Here is a 12,584-nt window from a genome sequence, read left to right on the forward strand (position 1 = left end):
CAAAATTACGTAACAACTAAGCTTATAAATAGCCAAAATAAACCCTAAACGGCTCACTTCTATTTAATTCCGCTCAAAAAAAGAACGATTAATTTGACAAACACACGTTGGAGCTTTAACTTGGAAGACCTACACAAGCGCTGCAGTGCAAATTGTAGTTCTCTGTGTATACCTCTAGCCCGTATTTCGAGATTTATTTTCGACCTGCGGGTTTTTTAATGGCACTTATTCTATTTGAAGTACTATGGTTTTAAAAATAATCTTTGCGGCTCTTGGTTTATTTCTAATCGTGCTGGGCATTCAAAAATCCAGTGTCATCGACCTTATCTTAGGTAGCGCTTTTTTTGCATTTTCGGTTTATGACCTATATCGCAGTCTGAACAAGAAGGGCTAACAGCAAAAGACATTAAAGCCCAGCTGGATACAAACGTGATAACAAGGTAGGCACAGCCGTTTCAACTTTTAGTATACGATCACCTAGATGCACTTGTTCAAAACCAGCTTCACGCCATTTTTCCACCTCAAATTCGTTCCACCCCCTTCAGGGCCAATCGCTAAAATTGACGGTTCCGTTAGTGCAACAGGGCAAACACTCGCATTATAAGGGTGGGCTAATAAACCGCGCTTACCAGACAACATTCTTGGTAATATATCCTCAACGAATGGTTTAAATCTAGGTATCAATTGTAACGACGGCAGCAGCGTATCTTTAGCTTGTTCCAATCCTTCCCTTAGTATCCCCTGTAGATTACTGTATTCCAAAACAGGAGACTGCCAATAGCTTTTTTCTACTTTAGCCGAATTCACTATAACTATATTTTTTACCCCCATACTGGTGATATTCAAAAGGGTTCTTTTCAACATATTTGGTCGTGGCAATGCCAGAACTAATGTTAATGGCAGCGCTTTGGGTGGAGCTTGATCCAATGACACTACTTCAATACTCGCCGCTTCTTTGCCTAAATATGTACCATACCCCATATTACCGTTTAGCAGACCAATCCGAATACGAGCCCCTTCCTGCATCTTAATAACAGAATGAATATGCTTCGACTGCTGCTCTGTAAGCTGAAAAACGTCGTCATTAATTTTTTGGGTTTCATCAAATAAAACAATATTCAAGTTTCATTTCTCATCTGGTTTTACATTAAATTATGTAAGCGCAATCACCGATCAATAGCAGAAAAACAAACGGCAAGTTACTTTATAAGCAACTTGCCGTTTAGTAGAACAAGGAAAAATCAGTACCTTATTCTATAGTCTTTCAGTAACAAAGCGCTGCACAGCACTTAAATCATTATCAAGCACATCATAAGACTCTTCACGTTCAAATAAGTCTTTCATATGATCAGGAAGAACCGGAGAAACACACCCCGCTTTTTCAACCGCTTCAGGGAATTTCACCGGGTGCGCTGTCGCCAACGTAATCATAGGAATCGATTTATCTTTCCAACACGTACGCGCCGCATCTAAACCAATGGCCGTATGAGGATCTAAAAGGTATTGAGTCTCATCGAATACTTGCTTAATAACTTCACAGGTACGGCTGTCATCGACTTTATAACTGTCAAAGTGACTTTTAACAAAGGACCAAGCGTCATCGCTTAGAGAAACATCACCTGCATTAAAGCGAGTCATCAGATCATCAATCTCAGCACCATTACGCCCATGAGCATCAAACAATAAACGCTCAAAGTTACTAGAAACCATAATATCCATACTAGGAGACAAGGTAACATTCAACGATTGACGACTCATATCATTTTCAGATATTACACGGTGCAAAATGTCATTTTGGTTAGTCGCAACAACCAATTGATCTATTGGCAATCCCATTTTTTTCGCTAGATAACCCGCAAAAATATCACCAAAATTACCCGTTGGAACAGAGAAAGACACCTTACGCGCCGGCGCACCAACAGAAAGAGCAGAAGAGAAGTAATAAACAATCTGAGCCATAATACGGGCCCAATTAATTGAATTTACCGCCCCCAGTTTCGCTCCTTGCAAGAAAGACTGATCCGCAAAACTGTTTTTAACCATACCTTGGCAATCATCAAAATTGCCCTTCACAGCAATATTAAACACATTATCATCAATTACTGTTGTCATTTGACGACGCTGAACTTCTGACACTCGCTGATAAGGGTGTAAAATAAAGATTTTCAAATGATCAGAATGACGACAACCTTCAATGGCAGCCGATCCAGTATCACCCGATGTTGCCCCCAAAATAACCAATTTCTCTTGGCGTTTTGTCAGTACATAATCCATCAAGCGACCAAGCAGTTGTAAGGCAAAATCCTTAAATGCTAATGTCGGACCACGAAACAGTTCAAGGATCCATTCATTCGTATCAGTTTGAACCATTGGTGCGATAGAGGAATGATTGAAACCTGCATAAGCATCGTTAATCATCTCTTTAAATGCAGCCGCTGGAATATCGCCTTCAACAAATGGGTACATTATATTAAAAGCCAATTCCTGATAGCTTAGTCCAGACCAAGAAGCGATTTCCTCTTGAGAGAAAGTCGGGAGCGTCTCAGGCACATAAAGGCCGCCATCACTTGCCAGTCCAGCCAATAATACATCGCCAAAAGAAAGTGCTGGTGCTTTTCCTCTAGTAGAAATATATTTCATAACCAATTTTCCTACGCTAAATGCTCTACACGGATACGTTGCACTTTACCTGAGATATCAGATAAAGCCTCAATTTCAGTAATAGCCGCGTTCATATTGCGCTCTTTCACAATGTGCGTCATCACTACCAAAGGCACTAAATCACTACCCTCTCTTTCGCGTTGAATCAATGATTCAATGCTAATACCATTTTTAGACAAAATCTGAGTAATATTGGCTAACACACCAGCTTTATCTTCGATGCTCATATTTAAGAAATAGCCACTTTCGATTTCTTCAACAGGCAGCACAGGTAAATCAGATAGCGAATTCGCTTGGAAGGCTAAATGAGGAACTCGGTTATCAGGGTCAGCCGTTAATGTTCTCGCCACATCAATCACATCTGCAATAACAGAAGAACCGGTTGGAAGTCCGCCTGCGCCTGCGCCATAAGTGAGTGTTGGACCAACAGCATCCCCCTTCACCATAACGGCATTCATCACACCATTAACATTAGCGAGCAACTGTTTTTTCGAAATCAAAGTAGGATGAACACGCAGCTCAATACCTTGATCCGTTCGTCGAGCAATACCAAGATGCTTAATGCTATAACCAAGATCCTTTGCAAAACCGACATCTTCGGCGGTGATTTTACTTATGCCTTCGGTATAGGTTTTTTCAAACTGCAAAGGAATACCAAATGCGATAGAAGCAAGGATCGTTAACTTATGAGCAGCATCAATCCCTTCAACATCAAAGGTCGGATCGGCTTCGGCATAACCCAAAGCCTGAGCTTCCGCTAATACATCAGAAAATGGACGATTCTTCTCGCTCATCTCTGTCATAATAAAGTTACCAGTACCATTAATGATACCCGCTAACCAATCAATGCGGTTTGCTGAAAGACCTTCTCTTATGGTCTTAATAATTGGAATACCGCCAGCAACCGCTGCTTCAAAAGCAACCATGACGCCTTTTTCTTGGGCTTTAGCAAAAATCTCATTACCATGCTCAGCAATCAATGCTTTATTAGCCGTAACGACATGCTTCCCATTTTCAATGGCTTGTAATACTAAGTCTTTGGCAATCGTTGTTCCGCCAATGAGCTCCATTACAATGTCAATCTCAGGATTAGCAACCACATCAAAAATATCACGCGTTACATTTACACCTGTTAAGTCACACATATCGTTATCACGACGAGCACCCACTTGCTCAATAACAATACTACGACCAACACGACGTGTAATTTCTTCCGCGTTATTTCGAAGGATATTAAAGCTTCCAGAACCTACGGTTCCTAACCCACAAATGCCGACTTTTACCGGTTTCAAAATAGTACCCCACAGAGATGCTTAAAAAATAGTTTAAATTGATTGAATCGCAGTCAACTTAAGTAAAAACATTATACCGTCAGTAAAGTCCAAACCTAAAGCCGAGTTAACCAGTTAAAGCCAACTTATTAGATTTTTTTCAGCTTTATTTATAAACCAAGCTCTTTCGCAAGTTCGTCAGCCGGTAAATAGCCAGGAATAAACTTGCCATTGCTTAAAACGATACTAGGTGTTCCTCGAACGCCTACGGCTTGCCCTAACTGATATTGCTCAGCAATGGGATTCTCACAATTTGATGTCGGGACAACTTTGCCAAGTTTCGCTTCTGTCATCCATTTTTGAGGGTCATCAGAACACCAAATACTAATCAGCTTTGCATGTGCAGCCGACCCTGTACCGGCACGGGGAAAGCCTAAATAGCGCACCGTAATCCCCTTTTCATTTAATGCCGTTACTTCTTTATGCAGCATCCGACAGTAACCACAATCGACATCCGTAAAGACCGAAATATGAGCCTTTTCTTCTCCCTTCGCAGGGTAAACCACCATTTGATCCAATGGCATATCTTCTACTTGCTGTATTTTTGCGAGCTCTGTTTCATTCACGATGCCATTCGTTTCAACACGATAGACATCTCCCGCAATAAAAGATTTACCATCCGTACTCACATGTAAAACCGGGCCACCGCCCAATGAAACAACATAAAGACCGGTGCCTTCATGTAACTTAATGGATTCGATAGGGTATTGAGGTATCGCCGCCTGGATAGAAGAACGAACTAAATCTTCAGGAGCAGCAAAAACAGAAAGAGAGGCAACAGTGGCGCTAATAAAAAGCACCTTGCATGCTTTTGAAATAATGTGTTTCATAGACTTCTAATCCTTAGGCGTAAATTAAGTATCATTAGGCCATAAAACAAGAAGTAAGTTCCATAAAAAAAGGCAGCCGAAGCTGCCTTTTTTCAAATGAGATCTTAGCGTTTTGCCAACTTCTCTTTGATACGTGCTGATTTACCAGAACGATCACGAAGATAGTAGATTTTCGCTTGACGAACATCACCACGACGCTTAACAGCAATGCTGTCAACTAATGGGCTGTAAGTCTGGAAAGAACGCTCAACACCAACACCGTTCGAAATTTTACGAACAGTGAAAGCAGAGTTAAGACCACGGTTACGTTTCGCGATTACAACACCTTCATAGGCCTGTAGACGCTCACGCGTACCTTCTTTAACTTTAACTTGAACAACAACAGTGTCACCTGGTCCGAAGGCCGGGATTTCTTTTGTCATTTGTTCAGCTTCAAGCTGCTGAATAATTAATGTTTTGCTGCTCATGGATTTGACTCCCAATGATTTGGTTTCTTACCAAGTGGAAGATGTATCTTCCACTCTGATAAGTTCACAATTCCTACTCTGCCGAGGTTGAATCTTCGGTTTCGTGAATAAACTCTTTCAACAACTCTTGCTGTTCCTTGTCCAACTCAAGGTCTTGCAAGAGGTCTGGCCGGCGCAACAAAGTTCTTCCGAGCTTTTGCTTTAATCGCCAGCGTCTGATCTCCTCATGGTTCCCGCTAAGTAGTACAGACGGTACAGGCGTCTCATTTAATACTTCCGGTCGAGTATAATGCGGGCAATCCAACAACCCATCGGAAAACGAATCTTCCTCTGCGGATGCTTTGTGTCCCAATACATCTGGAATCATACGAAACACAGAGTCCATTAGAACCATTGCCGGCAACTCGCCACCACTTAACACAAAGTCACCGATAGACCATTCTTCATCAACTTGAGATTGAATCAAACGCTCATCAACGCCTTCATAACGCCCAGCTACCAGAATTAATTCTGCTTGTTTAGCTAGGTGTTGCACACCGTCCTGCGTCAGTGTACGCCCTTGAGGGGACAGATAAATAACTTTTGCATTGGGTAACTTATTACGAGCCACTTCAATTGCATCGTTCAGGGGTTGAACTTTCATCAACATCCCTGGACCACCACCATAAGGTCGATCATCAACGGTCTTATGCTTGTCATGAGTAAAATCACGAGGGTTTAAAAAGTCTATTTCAACTAGACCTGATTTAACAGCTCGCCCTGTTACCCCATAATGGGTAATAGCTTGAAACATTTCAGGAAACAGTGAAATAACACTTACCCGCACATTTAACCCTTACAAAATAATCGTTAAAACCCTGGATCCCAATCTACGACCATCTCTTTCTGCTCTAAGTTAACACTTAAAACATATTGATTCGGCACGTAAGGGAGCAAACGCTCTTCACGATCAAAACTGCCTTCACAAGCTCGAACAACAAGTACATCATTTGCACCTGTTTCCATCATCTGAAAAACTTTACCTAAGAGGACACCCTCTTTGGTGATGACCTTCAATCCTTCCAGTTGACTCCAGTAATAATCACCATCGTCAAGATCTGGCAGATTGCTTGCATCGATATAAACATCCATACCGCAGATTTCTTTTACAAGATCTCTATCGTTATAACCTTTTACCGCTGCCACCAAGCCACGCCCTTGTAGGCGGCCTTGGTTCAATTCAATCGATTTCCAACCGCTAGCGGTTTTCAACCACCAATTCGGGTAATCAAAGATTCCCTGCATTGGATCGGTGTGTGAATATAACTTCACCCACCCTTTCACGCCAAAGACCGAAGTGATGCGTCCAACAACAAGCGGTTGCTCAGGAGCGGCTTGTTTATTTTTAGACATACCTACCTCAATAATTAAGCGGTTTTGCTAGCATCTTTTACAAGCTTAGCAACACGGTCAGATAGTTGAGCACCCTGAGATACCCAATGGTTAACGCGATCTAAATCGATGCGTAAACGCTCTTCTTGACCACGAGCAACTGGGTTAAAGAAACCAAGACGCTCGATATAACGACCATCACGAGCACAACGGCTATCAGCCACGTTCAAGTGATAGAAAGGACGCTTTTTAGAGCCTCCACGAGAAAGACGAATAGTTACCATATTATTGGTTCCTTATTGCTTAACGAAACACCTCTTGCATCGGCAAATTTGAGCCATAGATCAAGAAGGCGGCATATTCTAGTTGATATCAAGAGAAAACAAAAGAGGCGTTTGACCGCTTCTGCTGTTTTTTCCAACAAATTTTCAAAATTAAAGCTCGAATTAAGCATTCATATTGCCCAAAACACCTTAAAACCTACATTTTAGGGAATCCACCAGCACCAGGCATCATTCCTCCCAAACCGCGCATCATTTTTTTCATACCCGATTTAGAACTAAATTTCTTCATCATTTTCTGCATTTGCTTATGCTGTTTCAACAAACGGTTCACATCTTGTATCTGTAAACCCGCACCGGCAGAAATACGTTTTTTCCGTGATCCATTAATAACATCTGGATTACGACGCTCAGCTGGGGTCATTGAATTAATCAAAGACTCCATTTGAATAAACATTTTATCATTCACTTTATCCTGGATGTTGGCCATTTGTCCGCCCATACCGGGAAGCTTATCTAGCATAGCTCCCATGCCACCCATATTTTTCATTTGCTGTAACTGTTCTTTAAAATCTTCAAGATCAAAGCCTTTGCCTTTTTGCAGTTTACCGGCCAGTTTTTGAGCTTTGTCTTTATCAATTTTTTGTTCAGCTTCCTCTATCAAAGAAAGCATGTCACCCATACCAAGGATTCGCGACGCTAAACGGTCTGGATGGAAAGGTTCTAATGCCGTGGTTTTTTCACCAACACCTAAGAATTTAATCGGCTTACCAGTAATATGACGAACAGACAAAGCAGCACCGCCACGGGCATCACCATCCGTTTTCGTTAGTATCACACCCGTAAGCGGTAGCACATCACCAAAAGCCTTAGCCGTATTCGCCGCATCTTGCCCCGTCATGGCATCAACAACGAATAAGGTTTCAACAGGATTAATCGCAGCGTGAAGCGCTTTAATCTCTGCCATCATGTCTTCATCAATGGCTAAACGACCGGCGGTATCAACAATCAATACATCTTTATGGGATTTTTTCGCTACATCAATGGCGTTATTAACAATATCAATCGGTTTTTGCGAAATATCACTTGGGATAAAGCCCACCCCAACTTCATTCGCTAAGGTTTCTAGTTGTTTGATCGCCGCTGGACGATAAACATCCGCACTGACAACCGATACCGATTTTTTCTGGCGCTCTTTTAGGAATCGAGCCAATTTGGCGGCCGAAGTCGTTTTACCCGCCCCTTGTAGACCTGCGAGTAAGATCACGGCAGGAGAAGCCGCACGCAGATTCAATTCATCGTTCGCTTCCCCCATCACTTTCTCTAGTTCTTGCTTAACAATTTTCAAGAACACTTGTCCAGGACTCAGACTTTTACTGACTTCTGTACCGATAGCGCGTTCTTTTACATTCCCAATAAAGTCTTTTACAACCGGCAAAGCAACATCCGCTTCAAGCAATGCCATACGGACTTCACGCAATACTTCTTGTATATTGTCTTCTGTTAATTTAGCGCGGCCGCGGATTCGATCCAAGGACGACGTTAAACGATCAGATAAATTATCAAACATAACAACCCCAAAATTTGTGTTCTATACGGAAAAAAACCAAGATCATGGTTTATCCAATGTTGAATTGCCCCTATTATAGCGGATAAATTATTATCACCCTATACCTTTACTGAATGGACTATTGAGATTCATGACTCAGATCGCACTTTGGCTAGCAAGTATATTCTCCCTTTTTGCTGGAGCGAGCTATTTTTACCGGCCGGCACACAAGGCCTCTCAACTCATTGGCGCGACTACCATAGTGGTCAGCACGGCTGCCCTGATATTACTGTTTAATACAAAAGATGGATTCGACTTCCTTACCATAGGCTCACTCATCGCTGTCATTGGCAGTTTACTGCTTTGGTTTAGTAATCGAAACAAAGATCTTTCGCTACTGCTTACCTTTGCGTTCCCTCTATCTGCTATTATGTTGATGCTCAATGCGATAGAGCCATTTGCATTACATTCTTTGCACAGTCAATCCGTTGGCACCTCAATACACATACTCATTGCGGCAGTCGCCTACAGCTTATTTACTGCCGCTTGCGGCATTGCCATATTATTGGCATTGCAAGAGTACCAATTAAAGCATCATCATTTAAGGCAGCTATTACGAGTTCCTCCGTTACAGGTACTTGAAGATCTGATGTTTGAATTTATCTGGGCGGCTTTCATTCTACTTACGGTCACTATTATTACTGGCATTTATTTTATTGACGACATTTTTGCACAGAAGTTAGTACACAAAACAGTCTTTACTATCGCTTCCTGGTGTGTTTTTGCGGGATTATTAGCAGGACATCACTTTATTGGGTGGAGAGGACAGCATGCGGTAAAATTAACCCTTGGAGGCTTTGTATTGTTGATGCTTGGCTATTTTGGAAGCTCAATCGTTTTGCAATTTATGTATCGATAATTAAATTAGTTCCGATCAGCGTTTGACAGCATGCTTTGAAACGACTAATAATCAACATTCTTAACTTTAGAAGGCTTAATTTTTTTGAACGATGTCCCCTTAAGTATTCTCGGTGGAATACTATTTTTTCTTATTATTCTTTCCGCGTTTTTCTCTAGCTCCGAGACAGGAATGCTGTCGGTTAATAAATACCGACTCAAGCATTTGGCGAAAAGCAAACACCGCTCAGCGATTAAAGTAAGTGAATTGCTTGAGCGACCGGACAGATTGATCGGTGTCATCCTCATTGGTAATAACTTTGTTAATATTCTCGCATCAGCGATTGCAACCATCATTGCTGTCCGCATTTGGGGTGACACAGGGGTGGTAATTGCCACCGGAGCGCTGACGCTAGTTATTCTGATTTTTGCAGAAGTCACTCCTAAAACACTGGCAACCATTCATCCAGAAAGAATCGCATTTCCAGCGTCTTGGGTGTTAAATATCCTGTTAAAAATCCTCTACCCATTGGTAGTTGTGGTCAACATGATGTCTAACGGTTTGTTAAGAATCTTTGGCGTACATGCCAATCAAGGTAATCAGGACAACATCAGTACCGAAGAACTCAGAACCATAGTGAATGAAGCCAGTGGCCTTATTCCTGCAGCTCACCAAGAAATGTTATTGTCTATTCTGGATCTGGAAAAAGTCTCTGTTGAAGACATCATGATTCCAAGAAATGAAGTCATTGGTATTGATATTGAAGATGACATAGAAGAAATTATCGATCAAATATGCCAATCAAGACACACGCGTATGCCCGTTTATAGCGGTGAAATAAATAAAGTCATCGGTATTCTACACGCTCGTCACGCGGCGGTTTTTCTAAGAGAAGAAGTACCAACAAAAGCCGCCTTGCTAAAAGCTACGGTTGAACCTTATTTCATCCCTGAAAGTACATCATTAAATACGGTCTTGTTAAATTTCCAGCAAGGCCATCAACAAATGGGGCTAGTCGTCGACGAATATGGCGATGTTCAAGGCATAGCCACCTTAGAAGATGTCTTAGAAGAAATTGTAGGTGAATTCACTCCGCCAACAGAAAACGAAGAAGATGAAATCAAAACACTGGATGATGGCTCTTTCAGAATAGAAGGCACAATCCACATCAGAGAAATCAACAAAACGTTAAATTGGCACCTTCCTACCGATGGCCCAAAAACACTAAATGGTTTGATTATTGAAACCCTAGAATTAATTCCAGAACATCCAATAGGGTTAAAAGTGGGGAATTATTTAATTGAAATCTTGGAAATCGAAGACAAGGTTGTGAAATACGCCAAATTGAGGCTCAGAAGGTAATTGCATGCGTTTTTGTCCTAACTGCGGTACAAAGGTGAACTTTCAAATCCCTCCTGGTGACAACAGAGAGAGGGCGGTTTGCCCTCATTGCGAACACATTGACTATGACAACCCAAACGTCATTACCGGTACACTACCGATTTTCGAAAATAAAGTACTGCTATGTAAAAGAAACATTGAACCAAGGTTCGGCTACTGGACCTTGCCTGCCGGCTTTATGGAGAACCAAGAAACCACAAAAGAAGGCGCTCTCAGAGAAACTCTCGAAGAAAGTGGCTCACACGCCATTTGTGGTCCAGCGTTTAGTATGATCAGTATCCCACACATTAATCAGGTCCACTTATTTTATCTTGCCACTTTACCAAAAGCCGACTTTCACCCTACCGAAGAAAGTTCAGAAGTCGAACTGTTCGAATATGACGACATTCCATGGGATGACATTGCCTTTAGTAGTGTTAGTAAAACTCTAGAGTTCTATCTAGAAGACATTAAAAAAGGCGCCTTTGATTTCCATGAAGACACCATTTTTCCAACTCAGTCTCAGCAACTTAAAGAATAATTTCCACCAAAAAGTAAGGCGCGACTTCGTAAGGATGACTTTCTTTTAGCGCCTTCACACACACATCTTTAAGCTCTTTTGAAATCGCCATTTCCACACGATACTCTTCCACTTTATAAAGCTCGCCACGTTTTCCTAAAAATGGATTCGATGCGGCCCCAGGCATAAACTGCCCTTCTCCAAGCACTTGCCAACAACAGTTTTCATACCCATCCATGGCCCCCCCACCCACAGCGAAAATAGCATTTTTTACCGTTTCTACATGCGTTACAGGGACATTAAATACTAAAGAATACATGGCACTCGTTCCTAACAATCATTTTGCAAAATTCTACCATTCACCTACATAAGAAAAAACTAAAATAGCATCTCTTGCTCAGGGAACACAGGCAAGACAATAGACGGCGTCGTTGCACCTAACAGCGTCAGAATTTTAGCTTCCAAGGTTTGAGCCAATAAGGGCGCTTTAATATTATCTGACGAGTGAACAAAAACGTAAGGGGTGTGGCCCTGCTGAATCCAAGCGCATAGCTTTTGCGCCCACTGGGTTAAATAGACCTCATTCAATGGCAAATTAGGATGACCGATATAACGCACAACAGGGTGCTCAGCGGTCACCACCGGATGACAAGGCACTCGCGGTTTTTTCGCTTGCGCATCCAACAAGCTCTCACAATAAGCCTCCGTTGAAAATACAGGTCTAGAATCCATAATTACTCGATTCCTCTCTTTCTCAGCTAGCATCCGTAAAAAGGCAGACTCTTCCTCGCCCTTATTAAAGAAATATGGATGCCGAACTTCGATCGAGAGCGGTGTATCTAACGTCCAAGATTCACACAACCTGGCGATTAGCGCTAACTGATCTGGGGCAACCGTCGCAGGAAATTGCATCATAGACACACCAATTTTATCTTTAAATGCGTTCAATTGATGACAAAATGCGTCTAACTTTTCACAGCAGGCTTGCAGGTTTTGTGCACTCAGATGATGAGTAACGGTTTGTGGGACTTTAAAAGAAAAGCGAAAATCCTCAGGGACTTGTTCATACCACTGGCGAATAGTGTGATCCGTTAAGTCTGTATAAAAGCTACTTCCTACTTCAACACTATTAAAGAAACGAGCATATTCCTCCAAACGAGTCGAACGGCCTGAACTATTGCTATACAACCACCCCATCCAATCGGGATGATTCCACTGAGCCATACCAACGTAAAAATTACCTATTAACGCCATAAACTCCACTGCATGTACTTGTCTTTAAAGTAATAACGATAA

Annotated in this window: 13 protein-coding genes and 1 pseudogene; 3 read left to right on the forward strand and 11 right to left on the reverse strand. The window is 41.9% G+C overall.

All coding sequences use genetic code 11. The annotated features are described in order from the left end of the window. Window positions 1-406: 406 nt before the first annotated feature. The 9 genes and pseudogenes from O1D97_RS10740 to ffh all read right to left on the reverse strand — a co-directional run bounded on the left by O1D97_RS10740 (window position 407) and on the right by ffh (window position 8,511). Window positions 407-1,122: pseudogene (locus O1D97_RS10740) on the reverse strand (16S rRNA (uracil(1498)-N(3))-methyltransferase). Window positions 1,123-1,254: 132 nt separating this feature from the next. After that, entirely contained in the window at window positions 1,255-2,640 is a 1,386-nt protein-coding gene (gene thrC, locus O1D97_RS10745; RefSeq protein WP_269125492.1) for a threonine synthase, read from the reverse strand. Window positions 2,641-2,651: 11 nt separating this feature from the next. Next, complete coding sequence (locus O1D97_RS10750) at window positions 2,652-3,953, reverse strand: homoserine dehydrogenase (protein ID WP_269125494.1); 1,302 nt, start codon at window positions 3,951-3,953, stop codon at window positions 2,652-2,654. Window positions 3,954-4,102: 149 nt separating this feature from the next. Further along, on the reverse strand, window positions 4,103-4,822 hold the full coding sequence (locus tag O1D97_RS10755) for a thioredoxin fold domain-containing protein (RefSeq protein ID WP_269125496.1): 720 nt from the start codon (window positions 4,820-4,822) through the stop codon (window positions 4,103-4,105). A gap of 104 nt (window positions 4,823-4,926) precedes the next feature. Further along, complete coding sequence (rplS, locus tag O1D97_RS10760) at window positions 4,927-5,289, reverse strand: 50S ribosomal protein L19 (RefSeq protein WP_191601322.1); 363 nt, start codon at window positions 5,287-5,289, stop codon at window positions 4,927-4,929. A gap of 73 nt (window positions 5,290-5,362) precedes the next feature. Beyond that, window positions 5,363-6,115, reverse strand: a complete 753-nt coding sequence (gene trmD, locus O1D97_RS10765) for a tRNA (guanosine(37)-N1)-methyltransferase TrmD (RefSeq protein WP_269125498.1) — start codon at window positions 6,113-6,115, stop codon at window positions 5,363-5,365. Window positions 6,116-6,138: 23 nt separating this feature from the next. Beyond that, window positions 6,139-6,681, reverse strand: a complete 543-nt coding sequence (rimM, locus tag O1D97_RS10770; RefSeq protein ID WP_269125500.1) for a ribosome maturation factor RimM — start codon at window positions 6,679-6,681, stop codon at window positions 6,139-6,141. Window positions 6,682-6,695: 14 nt separating this feature from the next. Then, window positions 6,696-6,944 (reverse strand): 30S ribosomal protein S16, encoded by a 249-nt coding sequence (rpsP, locus tag O1D97_RS10775; RefSeq protein ID WP_269125502.1) that lies wholly within the window; start codon window positions 6,942-6,944, stop codon window positions 6,696-6,698. A 196-nt stretch (window positions 6,945-7,140) separates the two neighbouring features. After that, window positions 7,141-8,511 carry a signal recognition particle protein gene (ffh, locus tag O1D97_RS10780; protein ID WP_269125504.1) on the reverse strand — a complete coding sequence of 457 codons (1,371 nt, stop codon included), beginning with the start codon at window positions 8,509-8,511 and terminating at the stop codon, window positions 7,141-7,143. Window positions 8,512-8,641: 130 nt separating this feature from the next. Here ffh and O1D97_RS10785 point away from each other — a divergent pair, with 130 nt between their 5' ends. The 3 genes from O1D97_RS10785 to O1D97_RS10795 all read left to right on the forward strand — a co-directional run bounded on the left by O1D97_RS10785 (window position 8,642) and on the right by O1D97_RS10795 (window position 11,309). Next, on the forward strand, window positions 8,642-9,409 hold the full coding sequence (locus O1D97_RS10785) for a cytochrome C assembly family protein (protein WP_269125506.1): 768 nt from the start codon (window positions 8,642-8,644) through the stop codon (window positions 9,407-9,409). An 84-nt stretch (window positions 9,410-9,493) separates the two neighbouring features. Next, window positions 9,494-10,750, forward strand: a complete 1,257-nt coding sequence (locus O1D97_RS10790) for an HlyC/CorC family transporter (protein WP_269125508.1) — start codon at window positions 9,494-9,496, stop codon at window positions 10,748-10,750. A gap of 4 nt (window positions 10,751-10,754) precedes the next feature. Further along, window positions 10,755-11,309, forward strand: coding sequence for an NUDIX hydrolase (locus tag O1D97_RS10795; protein ID WP_269125510.1), 555 nt, complete (start codon window positions 10,755-10,757; stop codon window positions 11,307-11,309). On the opposite strand, the gene O1D97_RS10800 is transcribed toward O1D97_RS10795, so the two are convergent. After that, complete coding sequence (locus O1D97_RS10800) at window positions 11,299-11,607, reverse strand: YqfO family protein (protein WP_269125511.1); 309 nt, start codon at window positions 11,605-11,607, stop codon at window positions 11,299-11,301. The genes O1D97_RS10795 and O1D97_RS10800 overlap by 11 nt on opposite strands. A 59-nt stretch (window positions 11,608-11,666) precedes the next feature. After that, window positions 11,667-12,542, reverse strand: coding sequence for a DUF72 domain-containing protein (locus O1D97_RS10805; RefSeq protein WP_269125512.1), 876 nt, complete (start codon window positions 12,540-12,542; stop codon window positions 11,667-11,669). Between the last annotated feature and the right edge of the window lie 42 nt (window positions 12,543-12,584).

The organism is Marinomonas phaeophyticola (genome assembly GCF_026966905.1).
Lineage (GTDB): Bacteria > Pseudomonadota > Gammaproteobacteria > Pseudomonadales > Marinomonadaceae > Marinomonas > Marinomonas phaeophyticola.